Source organism: Capnocytophaga sp. (assembly GCF_030532915.1).
In the GTDB taxonomy this organism is placed as follows: Bacteria; Bacteroidota; Bacteroidia; order Flavobacteriales; family Flavobacteriaceae; genus Capnocytophaga.
The window spans coordinates 128608-144809 of record NZ_JAUNKD010000002.1 but is presented as its reverse complement, the minus strand read 5'-3'; the positions used below and the strand labels follow the sequence as shown (position 1 = coordinate 144809).

The 16202-nt window shown below is 39.5% G+C and carries 13 protein-coding genes; 3 read left to right on the top strand and 10 right to left on the bottom strand.

Annotated elements, in window-relative coordinates; genetic code table 11:
• The coding region (locus tag Q4D72_RS01210; protein WP_303075591.1) for a peptidase U32 family protein at positions 1-1202 on the bottom strand (1202 nt) is incomplete at its 3' end.
• A gap of 151 nt (positions 1203-1353) precedes the next feature.
• Complete coding sequence (locus Q4D72_RS01205; protein ID WP_303075590.1) at positions 1354-2013, bottom strand: hypothetical protein; 660 nt, start codon at positions 2011-2013, stop codon at positions 1354-1356.
• 593 nt (positions 2014-2606) lie between these two features.
• Between Q4D72_RS01205 and Q4D72_RS01200 the strand changes: the two genes are divergently transcribed.
• Complete coding sequence (locus Q4D72_RS01200; RefSeq protein WP_303075589.1) at positions 2607-3854, top strand: DUF5103 domain-containing protein; 1248 nt, start codon at positions 2607-2609, stop codon at positions 3852-3854.
• 286 nt (positions 3855-4140) lie between these two features.
• On the opposite strand, the gene Q4D72_RS01195 is transcribed toward Q4D72_RS01200, so the two are convergent.
• The 4 genes from Q4D72_RS01195 to purL form a co-directional block, all read right to left on the bottom strand.
• The gene (locus tag Q4D72_RS01195; protein ID WP_303075588.1) at positions 4141-4857 is read right to left on the bottom strand and encodes a DUF6261 family protein; all 717 of its coding nucleotides are present in this window, start codon (positions 4855-4857) and stop codon (positions 4141-4143) included.
• Positions 4858-5601: 744 nt separating this feature from the next.
• Entirely contained in the window at positions 5602-6390 is a 789-nt protein-coding gene (locus Q4D72_RS01190; RefSeq protein WP_303075587.1) for an SDR family oxidoreductase, read from the bottom strand.
• Positions 6391-6454: 64 nt separating this feature from the next.
• Complete coding sequence (locus Q4D72_RS01185) at positions 6455-7036, bottom strand: Crp/Fnr family transcriptional regulator (protein WP_303075586.1); 582 nt, start codon at positions 7034-7036, stop codon at positions 6455-6457.
• Between the two features lie 114 nt (positions 7037-7150).
• Positions 7151-10837, bottom strand: a complete 3687-nt coding sequence (gene purL / locus Q4D72_RS01180; RefSeq protein WP_303075585.1) for a phosphoribosylformylglycinamidine synthase — start codon at positions 10835-10837, stop codon at positions 7151-7153.
• Positions 10838-11059: 222 nt separating this feature from the next.
• On the opposite strand from purL, the gene Q4D72_RS01175 reads away from it, so the two are divergent.
• Positions 11060-12313 carry an aspartate kinase gene (locus Q4D72_RS01175; RefSeq protein ID WP_303075584.1) on the top strand — a complete coding sequence of 418 codons (1254 nt, stop codon included), beginning with the start codon at positions 11060-11062 and terminating at the stop codon, positions 12311-12313.
• 238 nt (positions 12314-12551) lie between these two features.
• Positions 12552-12872, top strand: a complete 321-nt coding sequence (locus Q4D72_RS01170; RefSeq protein WP_303075583.1) for a hypothetical protein — start codon at positions 12552-12554, stop codon at positions 12870-12872.
• Positions 12873-13186: 314 nt separating this feature from the next.
• Here the strand turns inward: Q4D72_RS01170 and Q4D72_RS01165 are convergent, their stop codons facing one another.
• Genes Q4D72_RS01165 through Q4D72_RS01150 form a run of 4 tightly spaced genes read right to left on the bottom strand, consistent with a single transcriptional unit; the run spans position 13187 to position 16200 of the window.
• Positions 13187-13888: a 5'-methylthioadenosine/adenosylhomocysteine nucleosidase gene (locus tag Q4D72_RS01165; protein ID WP_303075582.1), complete on the bottom strand. Its 702-nt coding sequence runs from the start codon at positions 13886-13888 to the stop codon at positions 13187-13189.
• 36 nt (positions 13889-13924) lie between these two features.
• Positions 13925-14929, bottom strand: coding sequence for an FAD:protein FMN transferase (locus tag Q4D72_RS01160; protein ID WP_303075581.1), 1005 nt, complete (start codon positions 14927-14929; stop codon positions 13925-13927).
• A 20-nt stretch (positions 14930-14949) separates the two neighbouring features.
• Positions 14950-15321, bottom strand: a complete 372-nt coding sequence (locus Q4D72_RS01155) for a Na(+)-translocating NADH-quinone reductase subunit F (RefSeq protein ID WP_303075580.1) — start codon at positions 15319-15321, stop codon at positions 14950-14952.
• Positions 15322-15324: 3 nt separating this feature from the next.
• Entirely contained in the window at positions 15325-16200 is an 876-nt protein-coding gene (locus tag Q4D72_RS01150) for a nucleoside phosphorylase (RefSeq protein ID WP_303075579.1), read from the bottom strand.
• Between the last annotated feature and the right edge of the window lie 2 nt (positions 16201-16202).

The window sequence follows — 16202 nt, the reverse complement described above, 5'->3', positions numbered from 1 at the left end:
ACTCTGAAATCGGTTTTGATGGTACAGGAATCGCCTTTGGTGGCTTTTTCCGCCGGGACGTCATTTACCATCATATTTTCGAGAACGAACTCCTGCACGCCCGTGGTGGGTCCTGTGATGAGCAGTTTGTCGCCCACTTTGATGTCAAAGGCTTCGATGGCGAATTCCGCGATGCCCGATTTGGGGAAATAATGCTTCCCTTGCCCCACATATACCTTTTTTTGCGTGGCGTTCGACCCCGGATTTTCACTCCATTCGCCTAATTTCTGTCCGAGATAATATCCGCTCCAAAATCCTCTGTTATAGACTGTTGATAGGGCTTCCATCCATTTTTGTACCTTCTCTTTGGAATACGTTCCGTCGTAATAGGCGTCGATGGCTTCGCGATAGGTTTTTATGACGGTCGCCACGTACTCGGGAGCTCTTCCGCGTCCTTCGATTTTAAGCACTTTGGCTCCTGCGTCAATCACTTGGTCGAGAAAGTCGAGCGTACAGAGGTCTTTGGGCGACATCATATATTCATTGTCGATTTCGATTTCAAAACCGCTCTCTTGGTCGATTACGGTGTATTTTTTTCGGCAATTTTGCTTGCACGCCCCTCTGTTTGCCGATGAATTGTGCGAATGCAGGCTCAAATAACACTTTCCGGAGACGGCCATACACAAGGCACCGTGTCCGAAGATTTCTATTTCGACCAAATTGCCCGACGGACCTTTAATTTGCTCTTTTTCAATCTGCTCGGCGATTTTTTTAACCTGACGAAGACTAAGCTCGCGGCTCATCACCATCGTATCGGCAAAAAGCGAGTAAAAGCGTACGGTTTCGATGTTTGTGATGTTGATTTGTGTGGAAATATGGACTTCCATCCCGATTTGGCGGGCATAGGCAATAACTGCCTGATCCATAGCGATAACTGCGGTTAAATTTGCCTTTTTGGCGGCATCGAGCAGGGTTTTTATGATGGAAAGGTCGTGGTCGTATATAATTGTGTTGAGTGTCAGATAGGTTCTGATGCCTTTGGGGTTGCATCGGCGTGCGATTTCGTCCAAGTCATCAATGGTGAAATTAATGCTGGCTCTGGCACGCATATTGAGCTGATCAACGCCAAAATACACGGAATCAGCCCCGTTATCGATAGCGGCTTGCAGAGATTCAAAGTTTCCGGCGGGCGCCATTAATTCTATTTTTCCTGAATGTGTCATAAATGCGATTGAATGTTAGTTGGTGCAAAGATATGAATTTTTTGACAGATTGCCTATTGTGCTAAATAACAATGTGATATGTTTTTGATATTAGCTAAAACAAAATGATAAAATCTTCTTTCTTAATTTGTAAGAAAGAAGATTTTTTAATTTATTGCCTTTGCGGAAAAAGTTCTTTTGCCCACATAATATCGTGGCGTACAGCACGTTTGAAACCATAGCCTGTTCTGTCAAAATAAAAATCATACGAACCGCCCACAATACCCTTGCCTTCAATGTACGCAAAGCGGTCAATGCCGCGATGGTAGTTGTAACTATTGTTCTGTATCACCTCGTCATAATATTTTCGTTCTTCTTTGAAATTATCAAAAGTCCAAAAACGATAGACTTTTTCGTTGTTTTTTTGTTCTATTCTTGAAAGATAAATCGCTCTAAATTCTTTCTTTATCGAAGAATATTCATCAGCGTAACCTTCCATCGGAAATTTGTCACTAATTTGAGATAAATAGGCTTTTTTAACATCTTGGTAAGTCATAATTTCATCTTTAAGATTGATGACATTACTGCCCGAAATTTTAAGTGATGTGTCAATATCAAGCACTCTAAATTTTTCGATAAGTACATTTTTTGCCACAAAAAACTTGTTTCCAACCTTTTTTATTAATCTGTATTTATTGAACATTTTAGGTTCATCGGTGTTCAATATGGTTTTCTGAAAATCTTCCGCAGTAAATAGTTGATTTTCTATGAGAATGTACGAAATTTCTTCCCAATTTTCGCCTGTTTCCAAATCAGGGAGAACGCTAAACAAAAAAGTCCTTGATAATGGTCCAAATTATATAACTCTATTTGAGCTTTAATTCCGTACATTTTTTCCGTATCCAAAGTGTATTTTTTAACATTTTGAGGTATTATGGCATCTAAAAGTATAAATCTTTTCTCAGGTTGCGAAAACCCGAGAAAAGAATATAAAATACAGATTATTAATAGTTTTGTTTTCATTGTTATTTACATTTAGTTCCGTGACTTTGTGAATTTCCTTCTCGCTTACTTACGACACCTGTTTTAACTGTTGCTTTGGTCGTTTCAATGGGTAAAAATTTGAATTGTTTTACTATAATTTTAATATTTAAAATACAGGTTTCAAACACATAAATTAATCCTTAAAAACCAAAATGTTACGCCAAGAAAAACAAAATTTTAACATTTTGAAATAAAAAACAATCGTGTTTCATTTTTCGGTTTAAAAAGAAAATTGTTAAAAAAATAGGGAAATCTTATTTTTTCAACAATTTTCATTAAGTATTGAAAATAAAAAGGTTGTAAATCCTTAAAACGCAAAATGATAAATTTTTTGTTTGCATTGATTTTTTTCGTACTTTTGATTTTTCAAAATAAGAAATTATGAAACGTTTAATGCTTTTTGCCTTTGTTTTTACCCTATTGCGTCCGGTGTGGGGACAAATACTTACGGAAAAGAATCCGCCGGAACACATCAAAACAATTATTTTCAAAACTTCGGCTGATGACAAAAATCAATTTCCGTTGGTGCGGCAACAACAACCCTTTACCCTACAATTTGACGATTTAACAGCCCAAGAGGCAACCTATTATTACAAAATAACCCATTGCGATTTCAATTGGCATCCCTCATCGCTCCTTAAAAGTGAATACATCAAGGGAATGGACGAACAGCCCATTCAGCCCGAGAGTAACTCCTACGCCACACTTCAACCCTACTCACATTACCGTTTAACATTGCCTAACGACCTCACTAAAATCACCTTAACCGGAAATTACCTTCTGTCTGTTATTGATAATTACGGAAACGAGGTATTTTCACGCCGTTTTGTGGTGTACAATCCGTTGGTGGGCGTACTTGCCGAGGTGAAACGCTCACGCGATTTGCAATACTTTGACACCAAGCAGGTTGTGCAGTTTTCAGTTAAGGAGCAAGACATTCGGCTTAATGACCCGAAAACATCAGTTAATGTAGCCATTTTACAAAATTATCGATGGGATAATGCCATCACGAGCCTCAAACCCCAATACGTTATGGGCAATGAGCTTATTTATCGATATGATTCCGAAGCGAGATTTGACGCAAGTAATGAATTCCTCTATTTTGACAGTAAAGATTTACGTGCCGCATCAACAGGTATCCTTCGTATCGAGCAAAATCAGCTTTTTGAACATTATTTATTCACAAACACAAGCCGATCCCACAAAGTTTATACCTATTTTCCCGATATTAACGGCGATTTTTTGGTAAATACAATTAACGGAAGCAATCCTACTAATGAAGCTGATTACGTTTGGGTTCATTTCAGCTTAGAACCACAATCGTTTTACGCCAATAAAGAAGTATATGTCTATGGGAGATTTTCAAATTACCAATTAGATGATGCTTATCGCTTGCACTACAATGAAAAAACCGGATTATTTCACGGAAAAGCACTCCTGAAACAAGGTTTTTACAACTATAATTTTGCAACCAAAAACGCAAATGGGGCGGACTTTAATGAAATCAGCGGAAACTTTCAACAAACCGAAAACAGCTATCTTATTTTAGTTTACTACCGCCAGCCGGGGGCTTTGTATGACGAGGTTATTGGGGTCGGTAGCGCAAACGGAGCTAATATTACAAAATAAGTGTTTGACCCGATTAGTTCATTTTTTGAAAAATCATCCGGCATTTTTGATTGAATGATAAGATTTTACACAACAGGCGAAAAATATTTCACCCCCACATCGTGGTTTTATATTACGGGCGTATGCAATACGCCCCTACGTGTGTGTTCCTGTTGTAAGGGCAAATTGCAATTTGCCCAAAACGTACATTCCCAATATAAATCAAAATATTTTTTACCTGCCACACAAATTTTTACACAACGGGCGAAAGATATTTCGCCCTACATTGTTAATTCTTCATTATAAATTATTCATTGCTTTTCTTGTCCTTTGAGGTTCTGCGTTTTATGGCACTGTTGGTGTCGTCAATAGCCTGTGAAATGGCATTGGCAAGTGAGGTGTACTGGTCTGCCTTAGCGATTTTCATTGCAATAAGATACGGAACGAGTTTTCCGTTGATGACTTCGAGCAGTAATTTTTTTACGGCGGAAGCACTCGGGCTGTTTTTCTGTTCGGACAATGCCTTTTCATAGTCGGCACGAAGCTGCGTAAAGGCAGTCTGTTCGTTGCGAAGCCCCGATACGATTTCCTCAATGCCCGTAAGCGTTGCAATAGCTTGCTGCATTTCGGGGGCAGACAAATCTTTCAACAGCGACTCAATAAGCGACGACTCCACCGCATACGCCTCTCTGGTGATTTTTACTCCATATTTGGAGAATACCGCGTAGAGTTTTTCGGCGTTTTCTTTCAGCGATGTCACAGGCAAAGCACGATACCCCAGCAGTGCCGTGTTAAGCGAACGGATTAAATTATCACGCCTCAAATCGGCATCTTCGAGTTTGGAGAGAGCCACATCGCGTTTGATGGCTTCGGTGATTTGTGCCGAAAGCGTTTCAATCTCGGCAAAGGTAGGTTTTAGAAATTCCTCCTCTTGCAGGTCGGTTTCTTTTTTGAAAAGCACTAAAAGTCGGTCAGAAACATCATCGATTTCGGTGGTGCGTGTACGTGCGTCTAATTTTTTCATACCAAAATGATTTATATTTAATAAGTTAATTTCTACAAAGATAAAAATAAAAATGAAACAAGATGATTTTTTAACATATTAATTTTTATTTTTTATCTTTTAGTTAAAAAAAAGATAAAAAAAGCTTCGATTTTTATCAACAATTTAGAAAGAATTTCAAGGAGATATCCCTCTGCCCCTTCAAAGGGGGAGTTGTGAAACGGAAAAAACTTTTATTGAAGCACCAACAGAAAGCGAACTTATTTTTTTAAGAAGAGTTTAGGGAATTTGTTTTCTGCTGAGTTCTACCTTTGAAGCGGGTAGGGGAGGATATTTTATGTTAAAATTTAGGCTTTGACTATGCTTAGCCTGACAGAAGAGATAAAAATATATCATTTGTCTTCCTGATCGAAATCGAAGGATGATATAAATTATTTTACTTTTTACTTAAAACAACTATTTTAATATTTCGGGGTTTTCCTGATAAGTACTTTCTGATGTTTTGACGTTTCGGTGTCATCCCGATTTCAGAAAACATTTGTTTTATATTATCAGGGTTTTACCGATATTTTTTTTCTGACGTTTTGACACTTCGGGGTCGTCCTGATTACTTATAACACTTGTTTTCTATTATCGGGATTTTACCGATATCTTTTTCTTGACATTTTGACATTTCAGGGTTGTTCCCTAATATTAAAAACGAAATAATAAAGTAATATGAAATATAAAACTTATTGAAAAATAATATTTTTTTAAGTAGAAAGATTATGGATTTACTTTCTTATTCATCATCCCTTTTACAATGTTAATAACAGTCTTTCTAGGTAATAATCTAGGAATAAATGATTGCATAAAGTTACCAAATCCTATGATTTTATTATTTTTTCTTTTTAATAATGCCTTTAAACTCTCTTTGGCTACTTTTTCGGGAGTATCATAAGACATTCCTTTTGTGTTGGCATTGGCTGTTTTTGCAAAATTAGTTTGCGTATTGCCCGGACAAATACTTGTTACCGTAATGCCTTTATCAAAATATTCTCCGTGAATTGCCTCCGAAAAGGAGATTACAAAAGCCTTTGTTGCACAATAAACAGCAATATATGGGCAGGGTTGTAGCGCTCCTGTTGAAGCAATATTGATAATTCCTCCATGTTTATTTGCCAGCATTTTTGGAAGTAAAAGATGAGTTAAGGCAACCAATGAATTGATGTTTAATGCAATCATTTCATTGTAAGAAACCATTGTTTGGTCTAAGAAGTTTGTCCATTTCCCGATACCTGCATTATTAATGAGTAAATCAATAAATATATCTTTTTGCTTTAACTCATTAAAAATTAGCTCAGGAGTATTTGATTTACTAAGGTCTGCTATGATATAATGAACTTTTATACCATATTTTTTGTGTAAATCGGTTGTAATTTCGACAAGGAGGTTTTCAGAGCGTGCTGTTAAAACCAAGTTTACACCTTTTTTGGCTAATTCATAGGCAAAAGCCTTTCCAATTCCTGAAGAAGCACCTGTAATAAGTGCTGTTTGATAGTGAATTTTTTTCATTTTTACATCTTGTTTAATAAGATGCAAAGGAAGACTTTTTGTAATAAAATTTACTTAACATTTGTTAGGAAATAAGCTGACGTCGGATTCTACTCAAACTTTCAGGTTTTATGCCAATATAAGAAGCTATAAATTGTAGCGGTACATTTTTAAGAATTTCGGGTTGTGTTTTCATTAATTTTTTATAACGCTCTTCTGCATTTAGTAAAATCATATCTTTATTTCGTTCTTCATTGAACATCAGTGATGTTTGGTATAACTTTTCTCGAAATATATTCCACTGATTGACTTTTTTGTTTAAGCTATCAAGATTCGATTTTGAGATACGTAATAATTCACAATCAGTTATAGTTTGAACATTGTCGTATGCAGGGATATGGGTTATAAAACTTTCAAAAGAAGTAATAAATCTTGAAGGACAATTAATTTGAGTAGTTCTATCCTCACCATTATCCATATGAAAAATACGAATAAAACCTTTATTTATAAAATAGAGAAATTGAGTTGGTTTACCTTCTATCTCAAGTAGTGTGTTTTTGGGTACTTTAATGGGTTCAAAAGCTTCTACAATATGCCCTTTCGCTATTTCATCAATTGAGATGATTTGCGATACAAAAGAAATTATTTCTATATGTGCTGTTTTCATACAAAAAGATGTGTTTTAACATAGCAGGTAAAATATCTTTCTATCTCAACTCCTTGTTATTTTGTAGAAAAGGGCGAAAAATCTTTCGCCCTTACATTATTCATTGAAAAATTGTTATTTGTTATTTGCTTCAATCCATTTTCTGGCATTGACAAAGGCTTCTACCCAAGGCGAAACCTCGTCGTGGCGATTTTCAGGGTAGTTTGCCCAATTCCACTGGAATACAGAACGTTCGATGTGCGGCATCGTTACCAAGTGTCTGCCCGTTTTGTCGCAAAGCATCGCCGTGTTGTAGTCCGAGCCGTTCGGATTGGCAGGATACCCCTCATAGGCGTATTTCGCTACGATATGATACTCATTTTCAGCCATTGGCAGGTGGAATTTCCCCTCGCCGTGCGAAATCCAAACGCCCAAAGTCACCCCTTCCAACGTAGAAAGCATCACCGAATTATTTTTCTGAATCGTTACCGAAGTGAAACCGCTCTCGTGCTTTCCGCTGTCGTTGTGGAGCATTTTGCCGTGCGTTTCGTGTTCCGGGTTGATGACTTCCAACTCCATAAACAGCTGACAACCATTGCAAATCCCCACCGAAAGCGTATCCTCGCGTTTGAAGAAATTCTCCAAAGCCGTCTTCGCCTTTTCGTTGTACAAGAACGCCCCAGCCCAACCTTTGGCACTGCCCAGCACGTCCGAATTTGAAAATCCGCCCACCGCTCCGATGAACTGCACGTCTTCCAGCGTTTCGCGTCCTGAAATGAGGTCGGTCATATGCACGTCTTTCACGTCAAAACCTGCCAAATACATCGCATTTGCCATTTCTCGCTCCGAATTGCTTCCTTTTTCGCGAATTACGGCTGCTTTTGGTCGATTTTCGGTTGAAAAAGTCGGTTTTTTACCTGTAAAATGCTTCGGAAACACAAATTCAAGCGGTTGTTCCGAGTAATTTTGGTATCTTTCCGTAGCTTTATCGTTTTTCGTTTGTTTTTTATCCAATAAATAAGACGTTAAATACCAAATATCACGCATTTCCGAGATGTTTAGCGACAATTCCGTATCGAAATTCTTGATATTCAAAACGTCCGAATCGGTAACTTCTCCGATTTTGAAAACCTCGATGCCTTCCGCTTTTAGGTAGTTTTCCGCTTCGGTATCTGCCTGAAATACAAGGCTTATGTTCTCGTTGAAAAGCAATTTTACGCTGTCTTTTTCTTTTAAAACAGAAAGGTCAAAATTCGCCCCTAAATCGTTTTCCGCAAAACACATTTCCAAAAGGGTGGTAATGAGTCCGCCACTTCCGATGTCGTGTCCAGCTTTTATTTTTCCTTGATTTACAAGATGTTGAATGGCGTTGAAGGCTTTTTTGAAATATGCCGAATCCTTGATAGTCGGAGCTTCTTTTCCGATTTTATTGAGGATTTGAGCCAATGACGAACCGCCCAATTTAAAGTCGTCTTTCGAGAGATTTACGTAATAAATCGCTCCGCCGTTTCGTTTCAAAACAGGCTCAACCACTTTGGTAATATCGGTGCAATTCGCAACAGATGAGATGATTACCGTTCCCGGAGCCATCACATCGCCATTTGGATATTTTTGTTTCATCGAAAGCGAATCTTTCCCGGTCGGAATGTTGATTCCCAACTCGATAGCAAAATCCGAACAACCTTTTACGGCTTCGTACAAACGAGCATCTTCGCCTTTATTTTTACAAGCCCACATCCAATTAGCTGATAATGAGATGCCTTTGATACCGTTTTTGAGCGGAGCCCACACGATGTTTGAAAGGGCTTCGGCAATGGCGTTTCGGCTTCCTGCCACAGGGTCAATCAGGGCGGTGAGTGGCGAATGCCCAATGGTGGTTGCGATACCTTCTTTTCCTTGGTAATCCAACGCCATAACACCCACATTATTAAGCGGTAACTGCAATTTTCCAACGCATTGCTGCTTGGCTACGCGTCCGCCTACGCATCTGTCCACCTTGTTGGTCAGCCAGTCTTTACAAGCCACAGCCTCCAATTGAAGCACCTGCTCCAAATAGGATTTTATATTGCTTTGATAATAAGTCAAATCTTCGTAAGTAGTTGAAACAGAAGAATCTGCCATAATGGTTTTTGGCGAACTTCCGAACATATCCGAAAGGTTTAAATCGAGCGGACGTGTATTTTTCTTGTCCGAAGCAATCGAAAAACGCTTGTCGGCGGTAACTTCGCCCACCTCATACATTGGGCTTCGTTCGCGTTCGGCTATGGTCTTAAGTTTTTCAATATGTTGATTTCCAATGACTAACCCCATTCTTTCTTGCGATTCATTTCCGATGATTTCCTTGTCGGAAAGCGTTGGGTCGCCCACAGGAAGTTTGTCCAAATCGATTTTTCCGCCCGTTTCTTCGATAAGCTCGGACAGACAGTTCAGATGCCCTCCGGCTCCGTGGTCGTGAATCGAAACGATAGGATTTTCGTCCGCCTCAACCATCGCCCTGATGGCGTTTGCGGCACGTTTTTGCATCTCTGGGTTGGAACGCTGAATCGCATTTAGCTCAATTCCAGAGCCAAACGCCCCAGTGTCGGCAGACGAAACCGCCGCTCCGCCCATTCCGATACGGTAATTTTCACCACCCAAAATCACGATTTTGTCGCCCTCTTTCGGCTGATGTTTAATAGCTTGGGCTTTTTTGCCGTAACCGATTCCGCCGGCAAGCATAATCACTTTGTCGAAGCCTAGCCTCACCCCCTGCCCCTCTCCTTGGGAGAGGGGAGTTTCCTCGTGTTCAAAGGTTAAGACCGAACCGGCGATGAGCGGCTGACCGAATTTATTTCCGAAATCGGAAGCTCCGTTTGAGGCTTTGATGAGAATATCCATCGGCGTTTGATAGAGCCACTGGCGTTCGTCCATTGCTTTTTCCCACGGACGATTTTCCTCCAAACGCGAGTACGAAGTCATATAAACGGCTGTTCCTGCGAGTGGTAGCGAACCTTGTCCGCCTGCCAGACGGTCGCGAATTTCACCGCCCGAACCCGTTGCCGCTCCGTTGAAAGGCTCAACCGTAGTGGGGAAATTGTGGGTTTCGGCTTTGAGCGAAATTACGGATTCAAAATTTTTGGTTTCAAAAAAGTCGGGTTTATCGGCAGTTTTGGGTGCAAATTGCTCTACCACAGGGCCTTGAATAAATGCTACATTGTCTTTATACGCCGAAACGATTTCATTCGGATTCGTCTCCGAAGTTTTTTTGATGAGTTTGAAAAGTGAACTTGGTTTTTCCTCACCGTCGATAACAAACGTGCCGTTAAAGATTTTGTGTCGGCAGTGTTCCGAGTTGATTTGCGAGAATCCAAACACCTCTGAATCAGTGGGTTTTCGTCCTAATTTTTGCGATAAATTTTCAAGATACGCCACTTCTTCGGGGCTAAGTGCCAAGCCTTCTTTTTGGTTATATCCCTCAATATCATCGATTTCCAAAACGGGTTCCGGAGTGATGTTGATGGTAAAAATCTGTTGATGCAATCCGTTATATTTTTGGAAGAGCATTGGGTCAAAATCGGAAAATTCCTCGCTCACTTGCGAAAATTCCTCAATGCGGATAACTCCTTGAATATCCATATTTTGCGTAATTTCCACGGCATTGGTACTCCACGGGGTAACCATCGCGGCTCTGGGCCCGACGAAATATCCGTCAAGGGTTTCTTGTTCCATTTTTTGGGCGTTGCCAAAAAGCCAATTCAATTTGGAAACGGCTAATTCAGAGAGGTTTTCGGTAGTTTGCACCGCATATAAATTCTGTTTCGGATTTTTAAAGAAATGTATCATCGATTTTTTGATTTTGAGCGACAAAGTTAGTCAAAAAATGGAAACTGAAAAATAGATTGAACGGAAATCGTTTGGTTATGCTGTTTATAGGAATTTGTTTTTTCAGAAAAGTTGTGTTTGTAACAAAAAATTATTTTTTTTGAGCGATTCCGGTGTATCTTATTTCTTAGAATAAAACTTTTCTGTACCTTTGCCTCATTGTCTTTTCAGTCAGAAAAATTTATGCAAATATTCAAATTTGGCGGAGCTTCGGTGAAAGATGCCGCGGGGGTAAAAAATGTAGCCGAGATTTTGAAAAAAGTAGGCTATTCCGATACGCTTATCGTGATTTCGGCAATGGGAAAAACAACCAATGCTTTGGAGTTAGTCATTTATAACTACTTCAATGCGAAGGAAAAACTGAAAGAAAGCATTGACGCCATCAAACATTTTCATTATGAAATTATCCGAGGGCTGTTTTCCAACGAAAACCATCCGGTTTATTGGAAAGTGGACGGGCTTTTCGCTGAACTTACTTCCTTTTTAGAGCGAAATAAATCACCCAAGCACAGCTTTGTGTATGATCAGGTTGTCGGTTTCGGCGAGTTGATTTCAACCACCATCATCAGCCATTATTTGAACGATAACGGCATCAAAAACACGTGGCTTGACGTGCGAAATTTGATAAAAACGGACAGTAATTTCCGTGATGCGGGCATTCATTGGCAAGAAACCCAAGAAAATATAAACAATGCGGTGAACAAATCGCTACTGAATATCACACAGGGCTTTTTGGGAAGTGACGCCAACTTTTTTACGACAACGCTCGGGCGTGAAGGTTCGGATTACAGTGCCGCTATTTTTGCTTACTGCCTCAATGCCAAGAGTGTAACGATATGGAAGGACGTTCCGGGTGTGCTTAATGCCGACCCCCGCTACTTTGAAAAAACACAATTACTGCATAAAATTCCGTATCGTGAAGCCATTGAGCTTGCCTTTTACGGTGCGTCGGTTATTCACCCGAAAACGCTACAACCCCTACAACAGAAGGCGATTCCGTTGTTTGTTAAATCGTTTTTAGACCCCATGGCGCCGGGAAGTTCGGTGTGTGGGGCAAGCGAACTTGAACCGAAGGTGCCTTGTTTTATCTTGAAGAAAAACCAAGTTGTGATTTCGCTTTCGTCACGAGACTTTTCTTTTATTATGGAAGAGCATATCAGCCTTGTTTTCAAACTGCTGCACGATGCTAAAATGAAAGTAAGTATGATACAAAACTCAGCGATAAGCTTTTCGGTGTGTGTGGATAATAAATTCGATACACTTTCAGGATTAACTCGGAAATTAGAGGACAAATTTAATGTGTCGGTATATGAAAACGTAAATTTATACACTATCCGACACGCTTCACAAGAGGCTATCAACGAGATTGAAAACCAAAAACAGGTATTATTGAAGCAAGTTTTGCAAAATACGATTCAAATCGTGTCGGCGCAATAGTTCCGAAAGTAAAAAATAATAAGCCGATAGTTTTCGGAGCGTTTAAAGTGGTTGTCGGGAAAATGCCGAAAGGTGTCGGGGGAATTCCGATAGCATTAAAAACGTTGTTTTCTGAATAAAATAAGCCTATTTATTCAATTTTCTATACAAAAATAGTTGTTTTTTATATAAACAAGCTTATGAAATCATAAATAGAACTATATTCATATTATAAATTAATATTTAAAACCCAAAAATTATGGCAAAATTAAAAAAAAGCTTTGCGGAAGTTACCCATAGAGTACGTTTAATGGCAAGTGCCTTGCAAAGAAACCTGCCCGAAGTTGAAAAACGAGGTATTGACATCGATTTTATTAACCAACTTAAAGCGAAAGAACTCGATGTCTTGAAAATAAACAATGAACAAGATTTTTTAAGAGCAAAACTCAAAGGGAAGACGGAAGAACTCAACGCCAAGTTAAGCGAAATTAAAAAACAACTGAGTGAAGCAAAGAAAGTGGCAAAGCTGGCAACTCCTAAAACAAAATGGGGTGAGTTTGGTATTTCCGATAAACGATAATTGTTTTTGTAGAAATTTTCCTACATTTTTTATACTTAAAAATTTCAATTTTATGGTAACTTTGACAAAGTTTCAAACTTTGTCAAAGTTTTTTTTGTTGTCGGAATATTCCCGATAGTTTTCGGGAAACTAAAAATAGTATGATTTTTATAAAAGCATACTTTCGGGATATTTCCGATAGCTTAAAAATATAAATAATAAACTGTTTATTGTGTAAAATAAATATGATTATATCTATTTTAAACAAAAAAAATGCGAAAAATAACTTTCGCATTCTTAAATCGTGATGTGCTTGCTGTAAAAATAGTTTGTTTTTAATTCTGTGTAGCTGCAATATATTTAATAATATCAATGTTAATTTCTGCAGAAAGTTTTCCGGCTTCAACAACAAATTGTTCGTAGGATATTGCATTTCCCTCGCCTGCTTTGTCGGAAATTGCACGAAGCATAATAAATGGCGTTTTGAGCAAATAACACGTCTGAGCAATGGCTGCTGCTTCCATTTCTACTGCTTTGGCTATCGGGAACATATTCTCAATTTGTTGCAAGCGTTTGGGGTCAGAAATGAAAGCATCTCCACTAACGACTAACCCGCAATGAAGTTGGTTACTGTGTTTTTTAGCTACGGAATGAGCTACTTCAAACCATTTTTTATCAGGCAGATATGCGGCAGGCATTTTTGCTTGTTGCCCGATTTCATATCCGAATGCGGTAACGTCCACATCGTGATGACGCACTTCGGTTGCAAGTATGATATCGTGTACGGAAGTTGTACCCAGACCGCCCGCAGTTCCGGTATTGATAATCATATCCGGTCGGAACTTATCTATAAGCAAAGATGTGGATACGGAGGCGCTTACTTTTCCGATTCCGGAAAGGGAAACCACTGTCGGGACTCCGTAGATGGTTCCTTCATAGAAAGTAAAATTGCCGATAGTTGTAATTTTAACATCGGCAAGTGCGTTTTTGAGTGTATTGATTTCGAGCTCCATAGCTCCGATAATTCCTATGGTCATATTTTGTAAGTTATTTAAAATAAACGTTAGCGAATGTTATTCCGATTGTAATTTTTTGAAGCCTTCGGTTGTGAATATTTCGGATTGATGTTGTGAATTGCTGAAAATGAGCATCGCATCAATCTCCGGATGTTCGGACAAGAAATTTTTGCTTTTTTCCAAGCCCATTACCATTAGCATTGTGGCGTATCCGTCTGCGAGCATTGCCGACTGAGCTATGACGGTAACGCTCAGCAGTTTGTTTTGAGTTGCCTTGCCTGTGATTGGGTTGATGGAATGTACGAATTTTTCGCCTGTGATTGGGTCAGTCCAAATTTTGCGATAGTTTCCGGATGTGGCTAATCCTTTATTTTCAAACTGAACTGCGGTGATTAGTTCTCGTTTGTCGGAAGGTTGGGTTGGGTCTTCAATGCCGATAGTCCATTTTTTATTTTGCAGAATGTTGCTGCCGCTGATGAAAATCTCGCCGCCTACCTCCACCACAAAATGTTGAATGTTCTTTCCTTTAAGAAAATCAGCAATTACATCGACGGTGTAGCCTTGTGCGATGGCATTGAAGTCAAAAAAGATGTTGGGAAACTCCTTTTCGATGTGTTTTTCCTCTGTCAGGCGTACTTTTTGGAAGCCTACAAATGTTTTGAGGCTATCAATCTGATTTTGTGAGAGCTTGTTTTGGGTTTTATCCTTCCCGAAGCCCCAAGCGTTTACCAGCACGCCTACGGTGGGGTCAAAAATGCCTTCGCTTTGCTTCCAAATTTTTTGTGAGGCACGGAAAACGTTTTCAAAATGGGTGTCTACTTTTGGTTTTTCACCTTTATTTATTTGAGAAATGATGGATTCGGGGCGGTAAGTAGACATCGACAAATCAATCACTTCCAAAATGGAATCAATGGCGGGTTTGAGGTCTGTTTCTTCGGCGGAAATATATTTGATGGCGTATGTACTTCCTTGTGCTTCCCCGCTGATAATGTGTATTTTGTCTTTTCGGGAATTGCAGGAGATAAACGAAATCAAAAAGGTAAGAAACGCTATTTTTTTCATTTGAAAGGAGATAGTAATGGTTAAAAAATTTCTATAAGTCCGTTGAAAGTTACTTTGTAGGGGAGATTTTTATAGATTGGGAACTCCTCATTTTCAACGTTGGTAAGCCCCACGCCTGCGAAATAGGTTTTGGCGTTGTGCGTATCGGCGTGTTTCTTAACGATTTGCATCAACACGGGGTCATATGCATCGGGGTCATCACCATACGGAATCGCCCGTACGATGATGAAGTGTTTTTGATTTTTTTTATCCACACAGACAAACTGCGGGTCTTTTTTTAACTTACTGTTTACCAGAAGGAATTCCCAACGAAGCTCGTCACGCAATGAAGTGCCGACAATGTTCATCGCTAAGTTGTGCAACTCTTGCCCTGTCAGAGGAATGGGTTTCATTGGCTAAACATTTTTTGCGATTTGGTTCAACCCGAACACGATGAGGTTTTCAACGGCTTGTTTGGTATCTTTGGTGAAGGTTCCGTTAGCGCGATTGGCGATAATCACGTTAAGTGAAACCGCCTGATGCCCAAGCAGTTTGCAAAGCCCGTAAATGGCAGAAGTTTCCATCTCCAAGTTGGTCATTCGGTATCCTTTATGGTTGAAATTGTGAAGTTTGTCGTTCAAATTTGGGTCTTGGACTGCCAGCCGAAGCACTCTTCCTTGTGGTCCATAAAAACCGGGAGCCGTTCCCGTGATTCCTTGGAAAATTTCGGGTGAAAATATTTTGGTTTTCAGCGTCTCTCCGCAGGAAACGATGTAAGGTCTTCCTTTGTTCGGATTCCATTGTGTGTGTTTGATGAATTCTTCTTCCAGTTCTGTTTCCCGAACGAAAGGGGCGTCTTTATAGGAGTGGAACATATTGTCCATTCCCAGACCGTGTGAAGAAAGTACGAAACTATCTACCGGAATGTCAGCTTGTAACGACCCCGAAGTTCCGAAGCGGATAAAATTTAAGGCGGTTAGTTTTTCCTTTGGTTGGCGTGTTTCCAAGTCGATGTTGAAGAGAGCATCTAACTCATTGATAACGATGTCGATATTGTCGGGACCAATTCCGGTGGAAATAACCGTTAAGCGTTTGTTTTTATAGAAACCCGTGTGCGTACAAAATTCGCGTTTTTGTATTTTGTGTTCAATCGTATCAAAATGAGCACTGATGCGCGCCACCCGATTTTGGTCGCCCACAAGTATGATGGTTTCGGCTACGTGTTCGGGTTTTAAATTCAAGTGATAGATGCTTCCGTTTGGGTTTAAAATCAATTCAGATTCTCGAATCATAA

Bases quoted from the DNA above. Each gene is read 5' to 3' on its own strand.
- Q4D72_RS01200 (WP_303075589.1), top strand. From the start codon at position 2,607: ATGAAACGTTTAATGCTTTTTGCCTTTGTTTTTACCCTATTGCGTCCG.
- Q4D72_RS01195 (WP_303075588.1), bottom strand. From the start codon at position 4,857: ATGAAAAAATTAGACGCACGTACACGCACCACCGAAATCGATGATGTT.
- Q4D72_RS01190 (WP_303075587.1), bottom strand. From the start codon at position 6,390: ATGAAAAAAATTCACTATCAAACAGCACTTATTACAGGTGCTTCTTCA.
- Q4D72_RS01185 (WP_303075586.1), bottom strand. From the start codon at position 7,036: ATGAAAACAGCACATATAGAAATAATTTCTTTTGTATCGCAAATCATC.
- purL (WP_303075585.1), bottom strand. From the start codon at position 10,837: ATGATACATTTCTTTAAAAATCCGAAACAGAATTTATATGCGGTGCAA.
- Q4D72_RS01175 (WP_303075584.1), top strand. From the start codon at position 11,060: ATGCAAATATTCAAATTTGGCGGAGCTTCGGTGAAAGATGCCGCGGGG.
- Q4D72_RS01170 (WP_303075583.1), top strand. From the start codon at position 12,552: ATGGCAAAATTAAAAAAAAGCTTTGCGGAAGTTACCCATAGAGTACGT.
- Q4D72_RS01165 (WP_303075582.1), bottom strand. From the start codon at position 13,888: ATGACCATAGGAATTATCGGAGCTATGGAGCTCGAAATCAATACACTC.
- Q4D72_RS01160 (WP_303075581.1), bottom strand. From the start codon at position 14,929: ATGAAAAAAATAGCGTTTCTTACCTTTTTGATTTCGTTTATCTCCTGC.
- Q4D72_RS01155 (WP_303075580.1), bottom strand. From the start codon at position 15,321: ATGAAACCCATTCCTCTGACAGGGCAAGAGTTGCACAACTTAGCGATG.
- Q4D72_RS01150 (WP_303075579.1), bottom strand. From the start codon at position 16,200: ATGATTCGAGAATCTGAATTGATTTTAAACCCAAACGGAAGCATCTAT.